This is a genomic window from Palleronia marisminoris (assembly GCF_900172315.1).
Classification (GTDB): Bacteria; Pseudomonadota; Alphaproteobacteria; order Rhodobacterales; family Rhodobacteraceae; genus Palleronia; species Palleronia marisminoris.
Map to the genome: position 1 here is coordinate 74,626 of NZ_FWFV01000004.1, position 21,354 is coordinate 95,979.

The 21,354-nt window shown below is 66.8% G+C and carries 22 protein-coding genes; 8 read left to right on the plus strand and 14 right to left on the minus strand.

Translation table 11 applies throughout. The features are described 5' to 3' along the window. The first annotated feature begins 38 nt into the window (after positions 1-38). Positions 39-2,225, plus strand: a complete 2,187-nt coding sequence (locus PAM7066_RS08340; RefSeq protein WP_085853702.1) for a primosomal protein N' — start codon at positions 39-41, stop codon at positions 2,223-2,225. A gap of 90 nt (positions 2,226-2,315) precedes the next feature. On the opposite strand, the gene PAM7066_RS08345 is transcribed toward PAM7066_RS08340, so the two are convergent. After that, the gene (locus PAM7066_RS08345) at positions 2,316-3,233 is read right to left on the minus strand and encodes a SurA N-terminal domain-containing protein (RefSeq protein WP_085853703.1); all 918 of its coding nucleotides are present in this window, start codon (positions 3,231-3,233) and stop codon (positions 2,316-2,318) included. A gap of 362 nt (positions 3,234-3,595) precedes the next feature. Between PAM7066_RS08345 and msrA the strand changes: the two genes are divergently transcribed. After that, positions 3,596-4,252 (plus strand): peptide-methionine (S)-S-oxide reductase MsrA, encoded by a 657-nt coding sequence (gene msrA, locus PAM7066_RS08350; protein ID WP_085853930.1) that lies wholly within the window; start codon positions 3,596-3,598, stop codon positions 4,250-4,252. A gap of 56 nt (positions 4,253-4,308) precedes the next feature. Here the strand turns inward: msrA and PAM7066_RS08355 are convergent, their stop codons facing one another. The 4 genes from PAM7066_RS08355 to PAM7066_RS08370 all read right to left on the minus strand — a co-directional run bounded on the left by PAM7066_RS08355 (position 4,309) and on the right by PAM7066_RS08370 (position 8,475). Next, on the minus strand, positions 4,309-5,103 hold the full coding sequence (locus tag PAM7066_RS08355; RefSeq protein ID WP_085853704.1) for an extensin-like domain-containing protein: 795 nt from the start codon (positions 5,101-5,103) through the stop codon (positions 4,309-4,311). Next, positions 5,100-6,062, minus strand: coding sequence for a L,D-transpeptidase family protein (locus tag PAM7066_RS08360; protein WP_175484600.1), 963 nt, complete (start codon positions 6,060-6,062; stop codon positions 5,100-5,102). Before PAM7066_RS08360 ends, PAM7066_RS08355 begins: the two co-directional genes overlap by 4 nt. Before the next feature lie 124 nt (positions 6,063-6,186). After that, the gene (locus tag PAM7066_RS08365; RefSeq protein WP_085853706.1) at positions 6,187-7,143 is read right to left on the minus strand and encodes an acetyl-CoA carboxylase carboxyltransferase subunit alpha; all 957 of its coding nucleotides are present in this window, start codon (positions 7,141-7,143) and stop codon (positions 6,187-6,189) included. A 105-nt stretch (positions 7,144-7,248) separates the two neighbouring features. After that, positions 7,249-8,475 (minus strand): lytic murein transglycosylase, encoded by a 1,227-nt coding sequence (locus PAM7066_RS08370; RefSeq protein ID WP_085853707.1) that lies wholly within the window; start codon positions 8,473-8,475, stop codon positions 7,249-7,251. A 144-nt stretch (positions 8,476-8,619) separates the two neighbouring features. On the opposite strand from PAM7066_RS08370, the gene PAM7066_RS08375 reads away from it, so the two are divergent. Further along, positions 8,620-9,555, plus strand: coding sequence for an aspartate carbamoyltransferase catalytic subunit (locus PAM7066_RS08375; RefSeq protein WP_085853708.1), 936 nt, complete (start codon positions 8,620-8,622; stop codon positions 9,553-9,555). Here the strand turns inward: PAM7066_RS08375 and PAM7066_RS08380 are convergent. Next, the gene (locus PAM7066_RS08380; RefSeq protein WP_085853709.1) at positions 9,552-9,902 is read right to left on the minus strand and encodes a lysozyme inhibitor LprI family protein; all 351 of its coding nucleotides are present in this window, start codon (positions 9,900-9,902) and stop codon (positions 9,552-9,554) included. The two genes, PAM7066_RS08375 and PAM7066_RS08380, sit on opposite strands and share 4 nt — an antisense overlap. A gap of 122 nt (positions 9,903-10,024) precedes the next feature. Between PAM7066_RS08380 and PAM7066_RS08385 the strand changes: the two genes are divergently transcribed. The 3 genes from PAM7066_RS08385 (at position 10,025) to PAM7066_RS08395 (ending at position 11,651) form a co-directional block, all read left to right on the plus strand. Next, a complete protein-coding gene (locus tag PAM7066_RS08385; protein WP_139214970.1) occupies positions 10,025-10,552 on the plus strand; it encodes a hypothetical protein in 528 nt (175 codons plus the stop codon). Between the two features lie 88 nt (positions 10,553-10,640). After that, positions 10,641-11,237, plus strand: a complete 597-nt coding sequence (locus PAM7066_RS08390; protein WP_085853931.1) for a pseudouridine synthase — start codon at positions 10,641-10,643, stop codon at positions 11,235-11,237. A gap of 108 nt (positions 11,238-11,345) precedes the next feature. Further along, the gene (locus tag PAM7066_RS08395) at positions 11,346-11,651 is read left to right on the plus strand and encodes a hypothetical protein (RefSeq protein ID WP_085853711.1); all 306 of its coding nucleotides are present in this window, start codon (positions 11,346-11,348) and stop codon (positions 11,649-11,651) included. 9 nt (positions 11,652-11,660) lie between these two features. On the opposite strand, the gene PAM7066_RS08400 is transcribed toward PAM7066_RS08395, so the two are convergent. The 6 genes from PAM7066_RS08400 to clpS form a co-directional block, all read right to left on the minus strand. Continuing rightward, positions 11,661-12,071, minus strand: coding sequence for a gamma-glutamylcyclotransferase family protein (locus PAM7066_RS08400; RefSeq protein WP_175484601.1), 411 nt, complete (start codon positions 12,069-12,071; stop codon positions 11,661-11,663). A 56-nt stretch (positions 12,072-12,127) separates the two neighbouring features. Continuing rightward, entirely contained in the window at positions 12,128-13,024 is an 897-nt protein-coding gene (hemF, locus tag PAM7066_RS08405; protein ID WP_085853713.1) for an oxygen-dependent coproporphyrinogen oxidase, read from the minus strand. A gap of 38 nt (positions 13,025-13,062) precedes the next feature. Further along, positions 13,063-15,120, minus strand: coding sequence for a methyl-accepting chemotaxis protein (locus PAM7066_RS08410; protein ID WP_175484602.1), 2,058 nt, complete (start codon positions 15,118-15,120; stop codon positions 13,063-13,065). A gap of 67 nt (positions 15,121-15,187) precedes the next feature. Beyond that, positions 15,188-15,997, minus strand: coding sequence for an SDR family NAD(P)-dependent oxidoreductase (locus tag PAM7066_RS08415; RefSeq protein ID WP_085853715.1), 810 nt, complete (start codon positions 15,995-15,997; stop codon positions 15,188-15,190). Between the two features lie 10 nt (positions 15,998-16,007). Continuing rightward, the gene (locus tag PAM7066_RS08420; RefSeq protein ID WP_245749631.1) at positions 16,008-16,949 is read right to left on the minus strand and encodes a class I SAM-dependent methyltransferase; all 942 of its coding nucleotides are present in this window, start codon (positions 16,947-16,949) and stop codon (positions 16,008-16,010) included. A gap of 19 nt (positions 16,950-16,968) precedes the next feature. Next, positions 16,969-17,289 (minus strand): ATP-dependent Clp protease adapter ClpS, encoded by a 321-nt coding sequence (gene clpS, locus PAM7066_RS08425; RefSeq protein WP_085853717.1) that lies wholly within the window; start codon positions 17,287-17,289, stop codon positions 16,969-16,971. Positions 17,290-17,388: 99 nt separating this feature from the next. Between clpS and PAM7066_RS08430 the strand changes: the two genes are divergently transcribed. Together PAM7066_RS08430 and PAM7066_RS08435 are read left to right on the plus strand one after the other, a co-directional pair. Further along, positions 17,389-18,087, plus strand: a complete 699-nt coding sequence (locus PAM7066_RS08430) for an HAD family hydrolase (RefSeq protein ID WP_085853718.1) — start codon at positions 17,389-17,391, stop codon at positions 18,085-18,087. 186 nt (positions 18,088-18,273) lie between these two features. Next, positions 18,274-19,665, plus strand: coding sequence for a D-alanyl-D-alanine carboxypeptidase family protein (locus tag PAM7066_RS08435; RefSeq protein ID WP_085853719.1), 1,392 nt, complete (start codon positions 18,274-18,276; stop codon positions 19,663-19,665). On the opposite strand, the gene PAM7066_RS08440 is transcribed toward PAM7066_RS08435, so the two are convergent. Both PAM7066_RS08440 and PAM7066_RS08445 read right to left on the minus strand, forming a co-directional pair. Beyond that, positions 19,666-20,451, minus strand: coding sequence for a metallophosphoesterase family protein (locus tag PAM7066_RS08440; protein ID WP_245749632.1), 786 nt, complete (start codon positions 20,449-20,451; stop codon positions 19,666-19,668). Then, complete coding sequence (locus PAM7066_RS08445) at positions 20,451-21,353, minus strand: diacylglycerol/lipid kinase family protein (protein ID WP_085853721.1); 903 nt, start codon at positions 21,351-21,353, stop codon at positions 20,451-20,453. Before PAM7066_RS08445 ends, PAM7066_RS08440 begins: the two co-directional genes overlap by 1 nt. Position 21,354: the final 1 nt, after the last annotated feature.

Below are 21,354 nucleotides of genomic sequence, written 5' to 3' on the forward strand. Positions count from 1 at the left end.
CCTTGCGGCCCTGCGCCCGAGGGGGCACATCCGGGGCCATGACCCGTTTCGCGCCGGGCGACCTTGTCGCCGTCCTCACCACCCAGCCGCTCGACCGGGCGCTCGACTACCGCGCGCCCGAGGGTGGCTGCGGGGTCGGCGACTTCGTCGAGGTGCCGCTGGGGCCGCGCAAGGTGTTGGGGGTAGTCTGGGACGAGGGGATCGGCAGCTACGACCTGTCCAAAGTGCGCGCCATGAACCGGGTTCTGGACGTGGCCCCTATGCGGGACGAGATGCGCCAGTTCCTGACTCGCGCGGCGGAGTACACGCTGACGCCGATGCCCGCGATGCTGCGGCTGGCGACCCGCTCGCCCGGCCTCGGCTCGGACGTGTCGATGCGCAAGGTCTATGCGCGGGGGGGCGTGGAGCCCGACAGGATCACCGACGCCCGCCGCCGGGTGCTGGAGGCTTTGGCGGAATACGGGGACCTCTCGTTCACTCTGTCGGAGCTGTCCGAGATGGCCGGCGTGGGGTCGTCCGTTGTGAAGGGCCTCGTGAAACAGGGCGCGGTGATCGAGCGCGACACCCCCCGTGATGCGCCCTACCCCCGGCTCGACCCCGATCTGCCGGGCAAGGTGCTGGCGGGCAATCAGGCCGGGGCGGCGGACACGCTGGTCCGGGCCGTGGCGAGCGGGACCTACGGCACCACCATGCTGCGCGGCGTCACCGGGTCGGGCAAAACCGAGGTGTATCTGGAGGCCGTCGCCGAATGCCTGCGGCAGGGGCGGCAGGCACTGGTGCTGTTGCCGGAAATCGCACTGACCTCCGAATTCCTGTCCCGTGTCGAGGCGCGCTTCGGCGCGAAGCCGGCCGAATGGCACCACGGCGTCACCCAGACCGAGCGCCGCCGCTGCTGGCGCATGGTCGGCGAAGGCGCGGCCTCGCTGATTGTCGGCGCACGGTCGGCCCTGTTCCTTCCGTTCCGCGACCTCGGGCTGGTCGTCGTCGATGAGGAGCACGACACCTCCTACAAGCAGGAGGACGGCGTCCTCTATTCCGCGCGCGACATGGCGGTGCTGCGCGCCTCGATCTGCAAGGCGCAGGTGGTGCTGGCATCGGCCACCCCGTCGCTGGAAACTTGGGCGAATGTCGAGGCGGGGAAATACGGCGCCCTCACCCTGACCTCGCGCTTCGGCGACCGCGCCATGCCCCAGATGCGCGCCATCGACATGCGGGGCGAGGATCTGCCGGGGGGCCGCTGGGTCTCGCCCTCGCTTCAGGCGCAGATCGCCGACCGGCTGGAGAGGGGCGAGCAGAGCCTTCTGTTCCTGAACCGCCGGGGCTATGCGCCCGTGACGCTCTGCCGGGCCTGCGGCGAGATGATCGCCTGCGACCATTGCGACGCGCGCATGGTCGAGCACCGCTTCCTCAAGCGCCTTGTCTGCCATCAATGCGGTGAAACGAAGCCGATGCCCGAGGTCTGCCCCTCGTGCAAGGTCGAGGGCAAGCTGGCCGCCGTGGGGCCGGGGGTCGAGCGCATGGCCGAGGAAGCCGCCGCCCTCTTTCCCGATGCGCGGGTCGAGGTACTGTCCTCGGACATGTACCAGTCCGCCCGCGCGCTGAAGGCGAGGATCGAGGCAATCGCGGCGGGCGACGCCGACATCGTCGTCGGCACGCAGCTGGTGGCCAAGGGGCACAACTTCCCCCTGCTGACGCTGGTGGGGGTGATCGACGCCGACCTGGGGCTTCAGGGCTCGGACCTGCGCGCGGCCGAGCGGACGTTCCAGCTGATGCGACAGGTCGCGGGCCGTGCGGGCCGGGCCGAGCGGCCGGGCGAGGCGTGGCTTCAGACCTTCCAGCCCGAACACCACGTCATCAAATCTATCTTGTCGGGGGACGAGGACGGCTTCTGGGCCGCCGAAGCCGCCGAGCGCAAGGCGGCAGGCGTGCCACCCTACGGTCGCATGGCCGGGATCGTGCTGTCCTCGCCCGACATGCAGGCCGCGTTCGACCTGGGCAACCACCTCGCGCGGATCGACGGGCCGCTGCGCCGGATTGGGGCGGTACTTTACGGTCCCGCGCCCGCGCCGATCGCGCGAATCCGGGGTCGGCACCGGCTACGCATGCTGGTGAAGGCAGAGAAAAGCGCGCCCCTGCAAAGCGCGGTGTCCGAGTGGCTGGCGCAGGTCAGGGTGAAGGGCGACATCCGCCTCAGCGTCGATATCGACCCGCAAAGCTTCTACTGAAGCGGGGTCCAGACATGCGACCGCCCGCCGTGGGGAACGGCGGGCGGCAAGTGGCGGTGTGCGCGCCGGTCATCGGACGCCAGCGCGACCTCAGTTCGAGGAGGTGCCGGAGTTCGCATCATCCGAGCTGTCGCTGTCCGACATGCTGCCCGAGTCGCTGCTACCGGACGTGTCGCTCGCGCCGCTGTCGGAGGCATCGCCGCCCGACATTTCGCTGCCGTTCGACATTTCGCTGCCGGAGTTGCCGGACATCGCGCCGCTGGTGGCGCCGGCGTCTTCGACGGGCTGGCCCTGCTCGTCGTAGAAGGTGATCTCGGTGCCCTGTCCGATCAGTTCCTGACGCAGCGCGCCCAGACGCTCCTGGCGAAGTTGCTGTTCGATCTGCGGGCGAACCTGGTCGATCGGCGGCAGTTCCTGCTCGGTCTGCGACGTCGCCTCGTCATAGGCGCCCTGCACCGCTTCATCCGAGATCGCCTCGTCCATCGCGCGCTGCACGTAGACCTGAACGATCGCATCTTCGCGGCTGCGCTCGCCGTTGTCCTCGATCATCTGCTGCACTTCCGGGTCTTCCGAAAGGTTCTCCTGCTCGGCGCGCTGCAGGATCAGTTCGCGCAGGACCAATTGGTCGACGGCGACCGAGATGAGCTGCTCGGGCGGAACCTGCTGGGCGAGCTGCGGCGGGAACGCCTCGATCGCGGTCTGAACGTCAGACGCGGTGATCTCGGCATCGCCCACCGTGACGATCAGCGGATCAGCGTCGGCAGTCATGTCCGAGCCGCCCGACCCGGCGCTGGTGGCGCTGTCCGAGCTGGTTTCGGCGCTGGTGCTGCTCGAGCCATCCGCGTCGGTGTCGCTCGTTTCGGTGTCGACGCCGACGGTATCGGCATCCATCGAGCCATCGACGGCCGGGCTGCTGGTCTCGGAGTCCGTGGTCTGCGCCGCGGCGGGCAGCAGGGCCATGGGCGACACGAGAGCGGCGGCGAGTACGGGAGAAAGAATGCGTTTCATGTGGTGCCTCCGTTTAGGGTGCGGTTTGTCGTTTCGTCCGCTCAACAAAGAGCGCCACGCAGTGTTCCGGCCCCCTCTCCGGGCGATGGCGGATCTTCGCCCGGATGCCGCATCCACCTGCATCGTGCGCCAGCCCAGATATTGCAGTGTGGCAGCGCGTTGACGCTCCTGCTTCTGATCGCCGTAGCGACGTGAGCGGCTTCCCTGAACGAAGTTGTGAAGTCGCAGAGACCGCAGGAGCCGAGATCGACGGGTGCGCGATGGCGGCCTTTCCGACGATCTGCCCCATCACCCGACCCCAGCCGAGTAGCGAGCGGGGCGATGTGCCCCTATATCAGGGCAACCCCGACGAAGAGGACACCATGTTCCAGATCCTGCGCAAATCCACTGAAATGCCCTCGAAGGACGAGGCCCTGCCGGGCCGCGACCAGCCGATCCCCACGGCGACGCGCCATTTCGTCAACGACACGCCTCTGGGCGGCGAATTGCCCGAAGGCATGGAGGAAGCCGTCTTCGGCATGGGCTGCTTCTGGGGCGTCGAGCGGATGTTCTGGAAGGTTCGCGGCGTCTGGAGCACCATGGTCGGCTATGCCGGCGGCCACACCCCGAATCCGACCTATGACGAAGTCTGCTCGGGCCGCACCGGCCATAACGAGGTGGTGCGCGTGATCTACGACCCGTCTGTCGTCACCTACGAAGATTTGCTCAAGGTCTTCTGGGAGGGCCACGATCCCACCCAGGGGATGCGGCAGGGGAATGATCGCGGCACGCAGTACCGCTCGGGCATCTACACCTTCACCGAAGCGCAGAAGGCAGCAGCCGAAAGCTCGCGCGAGACCATGCAGCCGAAGTTCCGCGAGGCGGGCCACGGGCCGATCACGACCGAGATCCGCGACGCGCCCGCGTTCTACCATGCCGAGGATTATCACCAGCAATACCTGGCGAAGAACCCCGGCGGCTATTGCGGCCTCGGCGGCACCGGCGTGACCTGCCCCATCGGGACCGGCGTCGCCTCCTGACCTGTAAAGGAGGGCACACTGCCCCCCTTCACCACCGAGGCGTTTGCCCGTGGCCGTCACTGGCAGATGCGATAGCCGCCGTTGCGCTCCTTGACGTCGAGGTGAAGGTGGTCCGCATGGGCCGCATCCGTCCCCGGCCCCAGCACCGTCGTGAAGTCGAGGCATGCGCCGCCACGGACGGCCCGTTGAAACGCCTCTTCGATGGTGCCGGAATCGGCGCGGGGCTCGACGGCGAGGCTGCTGTCGTCCTCGAAGCGGAAGCCCATCACGTCGACGGCATTGCCGAACCCGTGTTCGCTGACCTTACCCGACGCGACCCCGCCGCGGTTGCGGCAGACATAGGTCGAGCCGTGGTTGATCGCGGCCAGCGGCGCCAGGATGCCGGTGCGGGCGGCGGCGGGAACGACCGTGCCAGAGACCCAGGAGGCGAGGGCGCGTGCGGTTTCGCAGCGCATCACCGCTTCGGGGCGAAGCTCCACCCCGGGCAGGATCTCGGTGACTTCGATGGGATTGGCGATGCCGCAATCGGCGACCTGGCCGGTTATGCTATCGCGCTCCACGAACTCGGTGCCGAACTCTTCGAGGGCGGCGAGGCAGGAGGCGTATACCTCCGGCGTCTCGCGCAGGGTCTGCCATTGTGCTGGCGTGTCGGGCGCGTCCTCGGGTGTCTCCGCGGTCGCTTCCTCGGGAGCCTCGCCGGGCGCGTCGGGGGCGACCTCGGACGCGCGATCCTCGGGATCGGGGCGCGGAGCCGGCGTCTCGCTGACCTCGGGTGCGGCCTCGGAGACCGGTGTCTCCTGGGCAAGCGCCGGCGTTGCCAGCAGCGCAATACAGGCAGCGCGGAGGATCATTCGAGGAACTCCACCGTCACGCCCTGGGACACCAGGTGGGCCAGCTCGGTCGCGTCCCAGTTGGTCATCCGGACGCAGCCGTGGCTGGCGGCGGTGAACAACTCGGACGGGTGCGCCCAGCCGTGCAGGCCGTAGGTTTCCTTCGACAGGTCGATCCAGACACGCCCCACAGGGTTGTTGGGCCCGGGCGGCAATACCAGCACCTCGTCGTTGTCACCTTGCTGAAAGTTCGTGTCGGGGCGGTAGGTGTAGGTCGGCTCAATCGCGACGGCCTCGACGTCGAACGTTCCCGACGGCGAGGGGACCTGATCGGACCCCACCGTCACCGGGTAATCGACGACGATGTTACCGTCGGCGTCCAGCCCCGAGGCACGTTGGTTCGGCTTGTCCACTTCGATCCGGGCGACCTTGGTTTCGACATTCGCGCCGGGATCGACGACAGTGATGGTGCGACCGGGATCGAAGCTGCCGCCGCCATTGAGAGCGATCAGGAACTCCTCGTCCATGTGAAAACGCTCTGCCAGCTTCTCGGTCACGCGGAGGTAGGCGAGCCGGTCCATCTCGGCCCTTTCGGAATAATCTTCGGGGATTTCGTCAACGAGGCCCGAGGCGTCCTCTTCGGTGATGGTATAGCTTTGCGCGATCGGCGCGGCATCCGGGCCGCCCATAACCTGCCAGGCCTGCTGGTCGAGCACCCCGTCGACGGTTAGGTCATGGCGGCGCTCGAATGCCTTGATCGCGGTGGTGGACATGCCGCCCTTCCACCCATCGATCACGCCGGGAGACGTGCCCGCCCGATCGAGCAGGGTCTGCACCTTCACGGTCAGCGCGCTTTGCCCGTCCGGCAGATCGCTCCCCTCGAACGTCGCTTCGTCGAGGGCCGCGGCGTCGAAGGGAACGGACTGCGCGACGGCGGGAACAGGCAGCAGGGCGAGGCAGATGAGGCGAGCGATGCGCATGATGGCTTCCTTTCGGTTTGGCAAGCCAACGCACTTCGTCCGAGCAAGGTCCGTGGCCCCTGCCCTCGCCACCCCCCGGCGGTCTACCCGTGCCCGCGGTTGCCTCGCAGCGCGGGGTGCCGCGTCAGCCCGTGAGGCCCTTGGCGCCCATTGCGACGAACTTCGCGCGGCGGTCGGAGCGGACGCGCGGGGCGTCATGGCCGTCCATCTCGGCAAGCATCTCGTCCAGCGCGCGACCGACGGCGAGGATGGCCTCCGTCCGTGAACGTTGTGCCCCGCCGACGGGCTCGGGGATGATGCGGTCGATCACGCCCAGCTTCTTCAGGTCCTGCGCGGTCAGGCGCAGCGCCTCGGCGGCCTCGCGGGTCTTCTCGGCGTCCTTCCACAGGATCGAGGCGCAGCCCTCGGGCGAAATCACCGAATAGATCGAGTGCTCGAGCATCGCCACCCGGTTCGCCGTGGCGAAAGCCACCGCACCGCCCGAGCCGCCCTCGCCGATCACCACCGACACCAGAGGAACGCCCAGCCGCAAACAGGTCTGGGTCGAGCGTGCGATCGCTTCGGACTGGCCGCGTTCCTCGGCGCCCTTGCCAGGGAAAGCGCCGGGCGTGTCGATCAGCGTCACGACGGGCAGGCCGAAACGGTCGGCCATCTCCATCAGGCGGATCGCCTTGCGGTAGCCCTCGGGGCGGGCCATGCCGAAATTGTGCTCGAGCCGGGACTTGGTGTCGTGGCCCTTCTCGTGACCGATCACCACCACGGACCGCCCTTCGAGCCGCGCGAGGCCCCCGAGCACCGCATGGTCATCGGCGAAGTTCCGGTCGCCGGCCAGCGGCGTGTATTCCGTGAACAGCTCGCGAATGTAGTCGCGGCAATGGGGCCGCTCGGGGTGGCGGGCGACCTGGCACTTTTGCCACGGCGTCAGCGCGGTATAGAGCTGTTCCAGCCGCGCCTTGGCCTTCTGGTCGAGCGCCTTTGCCTGGTCCGTCACGTCATTGTCGGATTCGGCGAGAGCGCGCAGCTCTTCAGCCTTCCCTTCCAGATCGGCGAGGGGTTTCTCGAAATCCAGGTACTGCGTCACGGGCGGCCCTCCTTGGTGCGCGAAAATGGGCCTAGGGCGCGTGTGGATCAAGTGCAAGTACGGCGGCGGTTCCGCGAGGCCGGAATCGTGCCGATCGAAGCCAGCTCAACGCAGCGCCGCCACCATTCCGGGTTCCGGGAAGCAGGTGGCCGGGCGGCCGCTCGCCTCTTGCCAGCGACCGATGGAGCGGCGGGTCTTGAAGCCGGCAAGCCCGTCCGCGCCGCCCACGTCATGCCCCTGCTCTTGCAAGGCGCGCTGCATCGCCGCCACGTCCGAGCGCATCAGGCCGCCGACATTGCCCCATCTCCCTTCGAAATCGCCCATGCCGTAGGCGATCCGGTCGCCCACATGGCCGACGAACAGGGCGTAGAGGTCGCTCATGTTGTAGTCCTTCAGCGTGTAGAAATTCGGCGTCACGATGAACGCTGGCCCGTTGCGCCCGGCCGGCATCAGCAGGAAGCCCTCGCCCGGCAACTCGTTCTGGGGGAAGGCCTTTCCGCCGACGCGGGTGATCCCCATTGCGGCCCAGTCGCGGATCGCCCGCCCCTGGTCGGGCCCCTCGAGGGTGCACGAGACGCTTTCCGGCACCGCAACCTCGAACCCCCAGTCGCGGCCGGGCTGCCAGCCGTGCCGCGCGAGGTAGGTGCCGATCGAGGCGATCGTGTCCGCCTCGGAGCGCCAGATGTCGGCGCGCCCGTCCCCGCTTCCGTCGGCGGCGTAGTTCAGGAAGCTCGACGGCATGAATTGCGGCTGACCCAGCGCGCCGGCCCAGCTTGACCGCATGGCATCTTCGGGCGCATGGCCCGCCTCGGCGATCTGCAACAGTGCGACCAGCTCGTCGGTGAAGTAGTCGGCCCGCGTGCTCATGAAGCCCTTGGTGCCAAGAACCCGGAACGCGTCGTGAGGGATGTCGACGCGGCCATAGCCGCTTTCGCGGCCCCAGATGGCCAGGATGATATGCCCTGGAACGCCCGTCGCCCGTTCGACCGCCGCAAGCGTGCCAGCGTGGGTGCGCGCCATCTGCCGCCCCACGCTGGTCGCACCGTCGATCGAACCGCGGTTGAAGTACTTGCCGGGGTTCCCGAATTCGGCCTGGGTCTGGCGCGTCTCTGCGGGGGGCGGGAAACCCGGCGGGCGCAGGTCGGGAAGCTCCCATTGCAGGCCGACGCCGTCGAACGCCGCGTCGAATGTACCGCGCGAGACCCCCTCGCGCGAGGCGCGGGGCCAGATGGTCTGTTCGAGCCACGCCTGGAACTGACGCTCCACCCCCGCGCGGTCCTGCGCCGCGGCGGGCAGGGCCATCAGGATCGACAAGAGAACGACGCGCAACATTGCAAACCTCCGATTAACCTTCCTGCGTCCTAGCAGAAGCCCGCGCGAAACCCACGCCCCCGCCCTGAAGTTCTCGTGAGCACGGACCACGCTTGACGGATCGCCCCCGCCTTCCCATACCCCGCCCGAACGACAGGAGCGCGCATGGCCTTCCGGCAGGACCACCTTCTGGGGATCGAGCCCCTCGCCCCCGACGAGATCACCACGATCCTCGACCTGGCCGAGACCTACGTGGATCTCAACCGCGGCTCGCAGAAGCACGGACAGGCGCTGAAGGGCCTCACCCAGATCAACATGTTCTTCGAGAACTCCACCCGCACGCTAGCCAGCTTCGAGATCGCCGGCCAACGCCTCGGGGCCGACGTGATGAACATGGCGATGCAGGCGTCCTCGATCAAAAAGGGCGAGACGCTGATCGACACGGCGCTGACGCTGAACGCCATGCACCCCGACCTGCTGGTGGTGCGCCACCCCCATTCCGGTGCGGTGGACCTGCTGGCGCAAAAGGTGAACGCCGCCGTTCTGAACGCAGGAGACGGGCGGCACGAACATCCCACCCAGGCGCTTCTGGACGCGCTGACGATCCGGCGGGCCAAGGGGCGGCTGCACCGGCTGACGGTCGCGATCTGCGGCGACATCGCCCATTCCCGCGTCGCACGGTCGAACATCTGGCTTCTCGGCAAGATGGAGAGCCGCATTCGCCTCGTGGGTCCGCCGACGCTGATCCCCGCAGGAGCCGCCGATTGGGGCGTCGAGGTGCATCACGACATGAAGGCCGGCCTTGCCGATGCCGACGTGGTGATGATGCTGCGCCTCCAGCGCGAGAGGATGGATGGCGGGTTCATCCCCTCCGAGCGGGAGTACTACCACCGCTACGGGCTCGACGCCGAAAAGCTGGGCCACGCGAAACCCGATGCCATCGTCATGCATCCGGGGCCGATGAACCGAGGGGTCGAGATCGACGGGACCATCGCCGACGACATCAACCGCTCGGTCATCCAGGAGCAGGTCGAGATGGGCGTGGCCGTGCGCATGGCCGCAATGGACCTGCTGGCGCAGAACCGCCGCGCGCGGGTCTAGGGAAGACGCGCGCGCAGAGCGGTGTTCCGGGCGGCCGTCATCTCTTCCATGCAGAACCAGTAGGTCATCGGGGCGGCCGAGCCGCCGCCCGACAGTTCCGGTTCGCAGGTGGCATCGCGACGGCGCAACCAATCGCGCTGCTCTTGCAACAACTGCGCGCCGTGGCCTTGCCCGTCGGCCAGCGGCTTCACCATACGCCAAAGCCGGTTCAGTTCGTCATCGGCAACCGCCCAGCGATCCTTGGCGCAAAAGCTCATTTCAAGTTGGGTATACCCGTCACAGCTCTGCGCAAGGCCGGGGACAGGCAGAAGGGCCAGAAACGCCGCAGCCAGATAGGTCCTGATCATCGCAACGCCCTCTCACGGTTCTCTGCTGCCACGAGGTTAGTGCCGCGATCGCGCGCGGTCACCATCATAACGTATGAACCACAGCGGCACCCGCCACGTTGCAAACGAAAATGGAGGCCCGGATGGCAGAGATTCCCACAGACCCCGAGACGATCCACGTCTTTGCCGTGGACCTGACGATGCCCGAGGCGTCCGCTCTGGTCGAGGACGGCGCGGCGCTCAGCCGTGCGCTTGGCGATGTCGATGTCGAGCCTGACCGCGCGGCCGCGCTGGATACGCGCGCCCTCGGCGATCTGGGGCTGGCCAACTACCTGAACGAGGGCGAAGGCATCGCGTCGGAGAGCCTGCAGGCGGACGCGACCAAGCTTTCCGCAGTCAAGGGGCCGATCATCATCCTGCGCCCCCGCGCCGTCTCGAAGCCGCTCCGCCCGCAAGAGCCGTTGCGGCACCTCGGCTCGTATCGGCTCGACCGGGGAACTCCGCCGGGAATGCCCCTGCGCGCCGCGTCAGCCGAGAGCTCGGTATCCGGCGTCCCGCCTACGGCCCCCTCCCGCGATACCCGCGACCGTCGCGCCAGCGGCACGGTGGCCATCGCCGCGATCGTCGTCGCGCTTCTGGTGGCCTTCCTGGTCTGGTGGGTGGCGAGCTAGGCGGCGCCGGTCCTGGCGAAGGGCAGTTGCGGAAGCGACCCCTTTGGCCGACACCGGGCCCGGATATTCGCAGTACCTCGGCAGTCTCATGGCCCGTTCCCGACCCAGACCTCGCGCCAAGCAGTCCGGCCCCACCCGGCTGGTGGCGTTCAACAAACCCATGAACGTGCTGTCGCAATTCACCGATGACGGCCGGTGGCCGGGTTTGGCCCGGCACCTCGACCTGCCGGGGCTCTACCCCGCGGGCCGCCTTGACCGGGACAGCGAAGGGCTGTTGCTGCTTACCAACGACGGCAAACTGCAGGCCCGCCTGACCGATCCGCGCCACAAGATGCCCAAGACCTACCTTGTCCAGGTCGAGGGCAGTCCCGAGCCGGAACAGATCCGTGCCCTGGCCGAGGGGGTCGTGCTGAACGACGGCCCCACTCTGCCCGCGCAGGCCAAACAGATCGCTCCGCCCGCGCTCTGGCCCCGCGAACCCCCGGTCCGAGAGCGCCAGTCGGTGCCCGATGCGTGGCTGCGCCTGACGATCCACGAGGGGCGCAACCGCCAGGTACGGCGCATGACCGCCCATGTGGGGCTGCCCTGCCTGCGGCTGGTCCGGTGGTCGGTCGGGCCGTTCGACCTGAGCGATCTGGCGCCGGGAGCATGGCGCGACCTCGATCCCGGAAGAGCACGCCTGTGATGGAACAGTGACGCTTGGTCGCGAAATCCGCCCGCGATGCGCGAATGTGGTTACCGAATCGGATGCTTCGCGTTGAATTTGTCATAAACAAGAAAAGGAGCAGTCCACATGCAGGCCATCCACATCCTCGCCTTCGCGGCAACCGCGCTTGTTGCCTCGCCCGCTCTGGCCGAGCGGGCGCTCGTTTCGGATACCGGCGCGGTCTACGCCGAGAAGGTCAGTCATTCGGCCAGCCGCCTCACGACCCGAAGCGAAACGATCCTGCTGACCGAGGCCTGTACGGCCGAGATCCCGGGCCGTGGACGCGGCAACTGGTGGTGGACCGACCGCGGCACGACCGTGAGCGTCGGCAACTACGCGGTGCGCTTTTCGGACGATGTTCCGTTCCTGTCCCTATCTCGCTGCGTCGGCTGACCGGCAACCTCAGGCCGTGTTGAACGCGTCGGCCCAGTCGCCCGAGGGGATGAGCTGCTGCTCGTCCACCTCGTAGGCATAGATGTAGGCCCACGCCTCGATCGGCCCCTGATCCGTGGAGACGGTGCGCGGCTCGCGCCGGTATTCCGGAGGGCCCTCGTCGAAAAGCCCCTCGTACTCGTCGAGGACGTCCATCAGGCCCGGGGAGGAAAGCTCCCACACTTCGCCAATGACTTCGCCGGGGTGGCCCTCGACCAGCGCGGGATACCACCCGACCGAGTAGAGCGCGCCCGGAACGCGGCCTTCGGCGACGAAGGTAGCGCCGTTGCGGAAGGCAAGCGTCGCCTCGTTATTGATGAACCCGCGGCGCAGCGTGCCGTAGACAAAGACCCGGTGGCCGAGGAAGGGATCGCTTTCCATGCAGCCGAGGTTAGGCGCGGGTCTCGGATTGTCCATCCGATCGCGTGCGGGTTCGGTCAGGGCCAGCGTGCCAGCGGCGGGAGGCTCATCAAAACGGCGTTGGCGTCATGGCCGGTTTCCAGGCCGAACTTCGTCCCGCGGTCATAGACGAGGTTGTACTCGGCATAGAGCCCGCGATGGATCAGTTGCGTCTCACGGTCGGCGGAGTCGAAATCCTGGGTGCGGCGGGCTTCGACCAGCGGCAGGAACGCCGGAAGGAATGCCCGCCCGATGTCGCGCGTCAGTTCGAAATCCGCATTCCAGTCGCCCGAGCACTGGTCATCCATGAAGATGCCGCCGACGCCGCGGGCGCGGTTGCGGTGCGGGATGAAGAAATACTCGTCGGCCCACGTCTTCAGGCGAGGATAGTGTTCCGCGCCATGCCGGTCGAGGTATTCCTGAAGTGTCCTGTGGAAATGCGCGGTGTCCTCCTCGTAGGGCAGCGCCGGGTTGAGGTCCGCGCCACCCCCGAACCACCAGGCATGGGGTGTCCAGAACATCCGCGTGTTCATGTGGACCGCGGGAACCTGCGGATTGCGCATGTGCGCGACCAGGCTGATGCCGCTCGCCCAGAAGCTCGGATCGTCCTTCATGCCGGGGATGCCCTTGCGGGCGGCCATGGCCGCCTGCGCTCGTTCCCCCAACGTCCCGTAGACCTCCGAGACGTTGACGCCGACCTTCTCGAACACGCGTCCGTCGCGCAGGACGCTCATCAGCCCACCGCCCGCGTCGGAGCCGTCATCCGACCGCCGGCTGGTCTTGGTGACCTCGAAGGCCGCCGGCGGGTCTTCGCTGAACGGACCCGTGTCGTGCGTTCGTTCCAGATCTTCGAACGCTGCGACGATTTCGTCGCGCAACGCGTGGAACCATCGGGCCGCCCGGACCTTCCGTTCGTCGAAATCATCCTCTGTCATTACGCTGGCGTAGCAGGCCGGCGCCGAGGGGAAAAGTGCTAGCTGACGGAGCGCAGGCGCGGCTTTCGAACGTCGGGCCCTTCGGTGCGGAAGAACTCGAATTCGCCCCGCAGCTGCGAGATGCCCTGCCCCAAGGCCTGGATCGCGGCGTTGGTCTCTTCGGCCATGGCAGCATTCTGCTGCGTCACCCGGTCAAGATCGCCGATCGCGACGTTCAGCCCGGAGATGCCCTGAGACTGCTCTTCGGTCATGCCCGAAATCGTCTCCACTCCGGCATGGATCTCTTGAACCTTGCCTCGAATCGTCGACAGAGAGTCGCCGGCCTGATTCACCAGGTTCACGCCGCGATCGACCTGCTCGGTCGACGACGAAATAAGGGTCGCGATCTCCTTGGCGGCGTCAGAGGACCTCTGCGCGAGGGCACGGACCTCGGATGCCACGACCGCAAAGCCCCTCCCCGCGTCGCCCGCGCGCGCGGCTTCGACGCCGGCATTGAGCGCCAGGAGGTTCGTCTGGAACGAGATATCGTCGATCAGGCTCGTGATCGAAGAGATCTTGCGCGAGAACTCCGCGATGTCGGCCATCGCCGACATCGCATTCTGCACGACCTCGTTCGAGCGATCCGTATCGGTCCGCGCGCTTTCAGCGAGAACCCGCGCCTCGGAGGCCCGCTTGTTCGCAGCATGCACCACGGACGTGAGGTCCTCGAGAGACGCCGCGCTTTCTTCCAACGTCGCCGCCTGACGCTCGGTCCGGCGGGCGAGGTTGTCGGTCGCCTCGGCAACCGCGTCAGCCTCGCGGTTGAGCTGCAGCGACACTTCGTTGGTCGATTGAACGACCGAGTTCAGCCGCTCCACCGCCTCGTTGAAGGACGTGCGGATGCTGTCGAACTCGCCTAGGTCGTTCGCGATGCGGGCTGACAGGTCGCCTGAAGCAAGCTGGCCGAGTCCATTGCTGAGAGTCCGGGTCGCGATCTCGAAGCTCGTCGTGTCGATCGCGAATTTCACGACCTTTGCAACACGGCCCGAGGCGTCGCGGATCGGCGAGTAGCTCGCCCGGATATAGACGTTGTTGCCGTTTTTGCCGACGCGCACGAAATTGCCGTCCTGCTCGTGGCCGTCCCGCAGCTTCGCCCAGAAGTCTCGATACTCGGTCGAGTTCGCGTGGTTCTCCTGCACGAAGATCCGGTGATGCTTTCCGGCTATCTCGTTTTCGCGGTAACCAAGAACGTTGCAGAAGATGTCGTTGGCCCGGATGATGGTCCCGTCCGGCGCGAACTCGATCACCGCCTGGACCTTCTGGATCGCCTCGATCTGGTGCGTGGCATCGGCCTGCATGTTGGCGTCCGCAGTGATGTCGAAGGCGTACTTGACCACCTTGAAGGGTCGGCCTTCGGGATCCGAAAGCGTCTCGTAGGTCGCGCGCAGCCAGATGGGCTCGCCGTTCTTGCCGATTCGCTCGACGCGGCCAGTGCTCGACGATCCCTGCGACAGCTTGTTCCAGAACTCCTTGTATTCAGACGTGGCTGCTTCCTTGGGCCGCACGAAAATCCTGTGGTGGTGGCCGCGAACCTCGTCGATCGAGTACCCTACGGCCTCCAGGAAATGATCGTTCGCATCAAGGATATTTCCCTGAAGGTCGAATTCGATCACGCCCATCGAGCGCCGGATCGCGTCCACCTGGCTGCGGTTGTCCCGGCGGCGGAGGTGCATCTCGGTGATGTCATGGGCGACGACCAGGATTTCCCGGGTGCCGTCGCGGGTATCGAGCGGCGAATAGGTGAGGTCGTACCAGACCTCTTCGCCTGCATTGTTCAAGGCCGGTGCGATCTTCTGAACCGAGCCACCGGCGCGCACGGTCTCCGCGATACGCTGAAATTCCTTCGCGGCGACGTCCTTCGGGCGCATGAACTGGGCATAGTTCTGACCAAGAACGTCGGCCAGCTTCACGCCGGCGGACTCGGCCGCGACCTCGTTGGCCTCGAGGATCTTGCCGGACAGGTCGAGGCGAATGACCATGTGGCTTTTCTTGATGCCAGCCAGCATGGCCTCGGCGAGGCCCGTCTCACGAGGCTTGCGAAAAAAGTTATTCAGCACGGGCAACTCATCCTTCGTTCCGCTTCGGGGGAATCGATAGGCGAGAGAAGTGAACGGAGTTTGAAGATCAGTGCGCCGACGTATCGACCGTGTCCAAGAGAGATCGGCCGCCATCAACGGTCAGGATCTCGCCAGTCACGAAGCCCGCGCCGTCCGAGGCCAGGAATTGGACGGCCTCGGCGACCTCGGCGGCCGACGCGATGCGGTGCAGCGGCGTGGCCTCGATGATCTCTTCGCGAATCTCTGAGTCGCGCTTGATGGCGCCCCTCAGCGAGGCCGACATGACCGATCCGAACGCGATCCCGTTGACCCGGATTCGGTGCGGAGCCAGCGCCACGGCAAGGTTCCGCGTTGCCTGGTCGAGCGCCGCTGTCGAGATCGAGTATGCCAGCAGGTCCGGCTGCGTCCGGCGCGCGGCGATCGACGAGAAGTTGATGATCGAGCCCAGCGGCTGGCCCGTTCGCCCCTCGTCCTCGGCCTGTCGGATCATCCGGTTGGCGACCGCCTGCGACAGGCGCAGGGACGTCATCAGGTTCTGCTCAAGCAGCGTTTCCAGCATCGGGTCCTCGGGATCGAGGGGATCGCAGGTCTCCATCTGGCGCGATGCGTTCACGAGGATATCGACCCTGTCGAAAGCGTCATGCGTGGCCGACAGCAGGTTCTGCAGCGTCAACTTCTCGCGCAGGTCGCCGGCGAACCAGCGGGCCGTGCCGCCATCTTCGTCCATCTCGCCGATCTCGTTCTTCAGCGTCTCTTCGTCGAGATCGGTCATCATCACGTTCGCGCCCTTGTCGATGAACAGACGCGCGACGGCCAGGCCCACGCCGTTCGCCGCGCCGGTCACGATGGCGGTCTTGCCCTGGATCGATAATGTCATGGGGGAACCCTCAGCGGGGGCGTCGCGGTCGTGCGGCGCGGAAAAGCTTGAAGGCAGAGGAGCCGGAAAGCTCCGCGACCTCGCCGAACAATGTCTCGAGGTGGGATTCGTAGGGAAGGTGGCGGTTGGCGACCATCCAGAGCACACCGCGCGGGGCAAGGATGCGCGCGGCCGTGGTAAGGAAGGCACGCCCGATCCCCGGGTCGCCGGCACGTCCCTTGTGGAACGGCGGGTTGGTCACGACGTGATCCACGCTGTCCTCGGGCGCCCACGCGGTCGCGTCGGCCCAGTGGAACCGGGCGCGCGAGTCGACGACGTTGCGGCGGGCGCAGTCCAGTGAGGGGCGGTCGGCCTCGACCAGGTCGCAGGCGGTGACGGCCTCGCTGCCCAGGATCGCGACCGAAAGCGCGCCCCATCCCGCGCCCAGGTCGGCCACGCGGCCCTTCAGCGGCGGCAGCGCATCGATCAACAAGCGCGAGCCGGGGTCGATCCCGTCGGCGGAGAATCCGCCCGGAGGGGTCAGGAAGCCGTCCGAATTCTCTTGCAGCGCAGCGCGCCAATCCGCGAAGTCTCCGCCCTCGACGACGAACAGCTTGCCGTGCGCCTTCGAGATCACCGAGCCCACCGTCCCCCGGGCCCGCGCGGCCTTCAGCATCGAATCGATGCCGTCGGTCTTCTGCCCGTCGATCAGGAGCGGCACATTAAGCTCGGCCGCCCGCGCCACCAGGTCCCGCGCGGCCAGGCGCGTGCGGGGCAGACTCACCACCACGCAGCCCGCGGGGCCGGCGATCTCGTCCCGCATTTCGGTCAGGCGGGCGAAGCGATCATGCTCGGGCTGGCTGTCGTGATAGACGAGGACCGCCCCCGGCAAAGTCTCCAGTCCCGTCCCGTCGGGGGGACAGACCAGAAGGATGGGCGAGGTCAGCAGCCCCTCGTCCGCGGCACGAGTCAAACGGTCGGAAAGCAGCCGCCTATTCCTTTTCCATGGTGCATTGCAGCGGGTGCTGGTGACGGCGGGCGAAATCCATCACCTGCGTCACCTTGGTCTCGGCGACCTCGAACGAGAACACGCCGACCACCGCCAACCCCTTCTTGTGAACGGTCAGCATGATCTCGAATGCCTGCGCGTGGCTCAGGCCGAAGAACCGCTCGAGAACATGCACGACGAACTCCATCGGCGTGTAGTCGTCGTTCAGGATCATCACCTTGTAGAGCGGCGGCCGTTTGGTTTTCGGCTTGGTATCAAGCTTGACCCCGGCATCGCCATCGTCGTCGCCGGGGCGATCTGCCATCAGTGTCGTGGGGTATCTGGTCACGTTTGGCCCATTGCGGTTAATCGTGAGGTGCGGTTCCGCAATATAAGGACGATGCCGCGACAGAAAAGAGGCACAATGCCCCACATTACCACGATCGGCTTCGACGCCGACGATACACTTTGGCACAACGAGCGATTTTTCCGCATGACGGAGGCGCGCTTTGCCGAGCTTCTGGCCGATCATACCGACCGCGACCACCTTGCCGAACGCCTCCTCGCGGCCGAGCGTCGAAATCTCGGGCGCTACGGGTTCGGCATCAAGGGTTTCGTGCTGTCCATGATCGAGACCGCGCTCGACGTTACGGGCGACAAGGCACCCGGCCACGTGATTCGGGGCATCGTCGAGGCAGGTCAGGAGATGCTGGAGCACCCGATCGAGTTGCTCCCCCACGCCCGCGACGCTGTCGAGCACCTGGCGCCGAACTACCGCATCCTCCTTGTGACCAAGGGCGATCTGCTCGACCAAGAGCGTAAGCTCGCTCAGTCCGGGCTGGGGGACTTGTTCGACGCGATCGAGATTGTGTCCGAGAAGACACAGGCAATGTATGCGCGGGTCTTCGAAAGCCACGGCGATGGCCCTGACCGCGGGTTGATGGCGGGAAATTCGATGAAATCCGACGTCTTGCCAATGATCGCCGCCGGCGGGCACGGGGTCTTCGTTCCGCATGGCCTTGAATGGGCGATCGAGGCTGCCGACCCGCCCCGGGAAGAGCCGCGGTTCCACGAATTGGCCGATTTGGGCGGGTTGCCTGACCTTATTGCAACTCTGAACTGATGCGACGCTCAGGATATAGCGGTTGCATCGCGGGCGCTGTCCACATCTGGTTCGGCGGTCGGTATTTACGTAAGCCGCCGTCATTGCACAGTTTTCCGCTGCAAGACTCCATGCTATTATAGGTTTGTTGACGGATCGGTCCCTAAAAAGAACGCCGACCGTAGAGGCAGATTGAGGCAGAAACCCGTGGCAATCCGACGGCTCACGACCCCGTTGGGGGTCCTCCTATCCCTTGTGGTCCTTTTCGCCACGCCCGCGATCGCGGCCCCCTATGCGGCCATGGTGATTGACGCGCGGTCGGGGCAGGTCCTTCACGAACGCAACGCCGACGCGCGCCTCCACCCCGCGTCGCTGACCAAGATGCTCACGCTCTACATCGCCTTCGAGGCGGTCGAGAAGGGCGAGATCTCGCTCGACACCAAGGTGACGATCTCGAAGAACGCCGCCTCGGAACCGCCCTCGAAGCTAGGCCTTCGCGCCGGGCAGCAGATCGCCCTGCGCTACCTGATCCGCGCCGCGGCGGTGAAATCGGCCAATGATGCGGCGACCGCACTCGGCGAGGCAATCTCGGGGTCCGAGGCGAACTTCACCGCGCGCATGGACCGGACGGCCAAGGCGCTCGGCATGACGCAGTCGACCTTCAAGAACGCCCACGGGCTCACGGCCTCGGGGCACCTTTCGACGGCGCGAGACATGACGACGCTGGGGCGGCACCTGTTCTACGACTTCCCCCAGTACTACAACCTGTTCTCCCGGCAGAGCGCCGATGCGGGGCTCGCGGTCGTCCACCACACCAACCGGCGGCTACTAAGCTCGTACCAGGGCGCCGACGGGATCAAGACCGGGTTCACCAACGCGGCGGGCTTCAACCTTACCGCCTCGGCCGAACGTGGCGGCGAGAGGATCATCGCGACGGTTTTCGGCGGCCGTTCGACGGCTACCCGCGACGCGAAGGTGGCGGAACTGCTCGATCTCGGCTTCTCTCGCGCGCCCTCGCGCGTCGCCGTTGTGCCGCCCGCGCCGCCGAACTACAACACGGCCACGGGCGCCGGGTCGGTGGCCGTCGCGCGCTCTCTGCGACCCGCGCTCCGACCGGTGCGCACCGTGGCGCTGTCACCCGACCTCGTGGCACAGGCGGTCGAACAGGCATTGCCCGAGGCGCTTGCCGAGGCGCCCATGGTCACCGAAGCCACCGCCCCGGTACCGACTCTTGCGGCGGCCCCGACCATCACACCTGAACCCCGGTCCCGCACGGTCGCGATGGCCGAAGCCGAGATCGCGGCCGAGCAAGCCGTACGTCCGCAGGGTGGCGAGGTCGTCACGCGGATGTCCTCCAGCGGAGGGCGGCACTACGGCATCAACGTCGGGCGCTTCGGCAGCCGTTACGCCGCCGAGCAGGTGCTGCTCAAGACCGCGCTGACCGAGATCGGCACCCTCGACGACGCGCTTCGCAAGGTCGTGCAAAGCCCCAAGGGGTGGGAGGCGAACTTCGTCGGCATGACGCAGGACCGCGCTGCGCTTGCCTGTCAGCGGCTCAGCGCGCGCGACGTCACTTGCAATACTCTGGGCCCGGGCTGATCAAGTCTCGGCCCAGGCGCCGGCTTCGCCTCGCATGAAGGTCACCCGGCCCTGAACCTCGAACGCCGCGTCCTCCCCGGCCGAGAACGTATCGATCACGATCTTGTCCGGCGTCGCCGTCAGAAGGTTGAACGTGTTGTCCTCGCCCCGCAGGCGATTCGACAATCCCGTTCCGGCCTGGACGAACAGGCAGCCCGGCGCGACGGTGAAAGGCCGCGTCACCGTGTTGTGCAGATGGCCCGACAGCACGACGTCCGCCCCCGCCTCGTCCAGCGCCACCAAGGCCTTGTGTGCCCCCCGCATCAGCCGCTTCTCCACTTCGGGGCCATGCTCCAACGGGTGATGCAGCACGACGACGCGCAGGCGTTTGCCCGCCCCCTCGAAGGCGCGGCCGATCTCGCGGATCGTGTGCTTCGATAGCCGCCCCCGCTGCCAGGAGAAGCGGTTCACGGTGTTGACCCCCGCGATCACGGCCTCGTCCGTCTCGATCGTCGGTTCGAGGTTGCGGTCGATGTGGCGCTTGTAGCGGTGAAACGGTCGCAGGAACCGCAGGAACAGGTTGTCGAGCGGGGTGTCGTGATTGCCCGGAACGGACAGCGTCGGGGGCGTCAACTGGGACAGGAAGGCCTGTGCCCGCTCGAACTGCCCCACCCGCGCGCGCTGCGTGAAATCACCGGAAACGGCCACGAGATCCGGCGCAAGAGTGTTGACCGCCTGAACGAGAGGTCCTTCGAGTTCGGGCCGGTCACGGCCGAAATGCAAGTCGGAGAGGTGCAGGATTCGCATCAGGCCTCGGCGTCGGATTGCGGTAGGAGAATCGTCAGACTCTCGTCGGACATGCGGAAGCGGAAGGGTCCGCTTTCAAGTCGCTTCTCTCCATCGAAGGCCAGAAGCGTCCGGCGCCGCTTGGTGTGGATATCCGCCACCTTCGCCGAATACAGATCGTAGTCGCGCCCCCGCATCGGGTGGCCGAGCGCCAGCCGCGCCGCCATCATGAACAGCGCCCGTCGCGTCTCGGCCCTTGAAACCAGAACGGCGAAGCGATCGGCGTCGATCGCGTCCTCGCCGTCGATCCCGAACAGGTTGAGCTGATAGGCCGACCGGGCAACGAAGACGAGGGCGGTGCGCCGGGTCTCGCGCTTGCCGTCGATCGTCAGCGTGACCTTCATCGGCTTGCGGAACCGCAGGAACGTCTTGACCACGGACCAGTGCGCCGCCAGTCGGAACCGCCCCCAGCGGGAATAGACCGTCTCGCGCTCGCGCAGGATCGCAGGATAGATGCCGAGCGAGGCGTTGTTCAGGAAGGCCTGCCCGTTCACCATGCCCACGCGAATATCGTGGGGTTCGGCCGACATCATCTGCCGAGCCGCCACCTCCGGGTCTTCGGACAGGCCCAGCCCGCGCGCGAAGAAGTTGAACGTACCCAGCGGCAGGACCCCCATCGGCACGCCGCTGCCAAGAAGCGCGCTTGCAACGGCCATGACCGTGCCGTCACCACCGGCTACCACGACCATCTCGGGATCGCGCGCGAGCGCTCGGGCGACGGTGTCCTCGATCGGGGTCTCGGGATGCCAGTCGAAACGAGCGGCGCCGTCGCCGAAGGCACTCAAGGCCCGGTCGATGGCTTCTGCATCGCGGCTGTTCTGCCCAGACTTCCGGTTCGCGATGAGAGATATCTTCTTGAACATT

Coding starts and splice junctions, on each gene's coding strand:
- PAM7066_RS08340 (WP_085853702.1), top strand. CDS start 39: ATGACCCGTTTCGCGCCGGGCGACCTTGTCGCCGTCCTCACCACCCAG.
- PAM7066_RS08345 (WP_085853703.1), bottom strand. CDS start 3,233: ATGAAACGCATTCTTTCTCCCGTACTCGCCGCCGCTCTCGTGTCGCCC.
- msrA (WP_085853930.1), top strand. CDS start 3,596: ATGTTCCAGATCCTGCGCAAATCCACTGAAATGCCCTCGAAGGACGAG.
- PAM7066_RS08355 (WP_085853704.1), bottom strand. CDS start 5,103: ATGATCCTCCGCGCTGCCTGTATTGCGCTGCTGGCAACGCCGGCGCTT.
- PAM7066_RS08360 (WP_175484600.1), bottom strand. CDS start 6,062: ATGCGCATCGCTCGCCTCATCTGCCTCGCCCTGCTGCCTGTTCCCGCC.
- PAM7066_RS08370 (WP_085853707.1), bottom strand. CDS start 8,475: ATGTTGCGCGTCGTTCTCTTGTCGATCCTGATGGCCCTGCCCGCCGCG.
- PAM7066_RS08375 (WP_085853708.1), top strand. CDS start 8,620: ATGGCCTTCCGGCAGGACCACCTTCTGGGGATCGAGCCCCTCGCCCCC.
- PAM7066_RS08380 (WP_085853709.1), bottom strand. CDS start 9,902: ATGATCAGGACCTATCTGGCTGCGGCGTTTCTGGCCCTTCTGCCTGTC.
- PAM7066_RS08385 (WP_139214970.1), top strand. CDS start 10,025: ATGGCAGAGATTCCCACAGACCCCGAGACGATCCACGTCTTTGCCGTG.
- PAM7066_RS08390 (WP_085853931.1), top strand. CDS start 10,641: ATGGCCCGTTCCCGACCCAGACCTCGCGCCAAGCAGTCCGGCCCCACC.
- PAM7066_RS08395 (WP_085853711.1), top strand. CDS start 11,346: ATGCAGGCCATCCACATCCTCGCCTTCGCGGCAACCGCGCTTGTTGCC.
- PAM7066_RS08400 (WP_175484601.1), bottom strand. CDS start 12,071: ATGGAAAGCGATCCCTTCCTCGGCCACCGGGTCTTTGTCTACGGCACG.
- hemF (WP_085853713.1), bottom strand. CDS start 13,024: ATGACAGAGGATGATTTCGACGAACGGAAGGTCCGGGCGGCCCGATGG.
- PAM7066_RS08415 (WP_085853715.1), bottom strand. CDS start 15,997: ATGACATTATCGATCCAGGGCAAGACCGCCATCGTGACCGGCGCGGCG.
- clpS (WP_085853717.1), bottom strand. CDS start 17,289: ATGGCAGATCGCCCCGGCGACGACGATGGCGATGCCGGGGTCAAGCTT.
- PAM7066_RS08430 (WP_085853718.1), top strand. CDS start 17,389: ATGCCCCACATTACCACGATCGGCTTCGACGCCGACGATACACTTTGG.
- PAM7066_RS08440 (WP_245749632.1), bottom strand. CDS start 20,451: ATGCGAATCCTGCACCTCTCCGACTTGCATTTCGGCCGTGACCGGCCC.
- PAM7066_RS08445 (WP_085853721.1), bottom strand. CDS start 21,353: ATGTTCAAGAAGATATCTCTCATCGCGAACCGGAAGTCTGGGCAGAAC.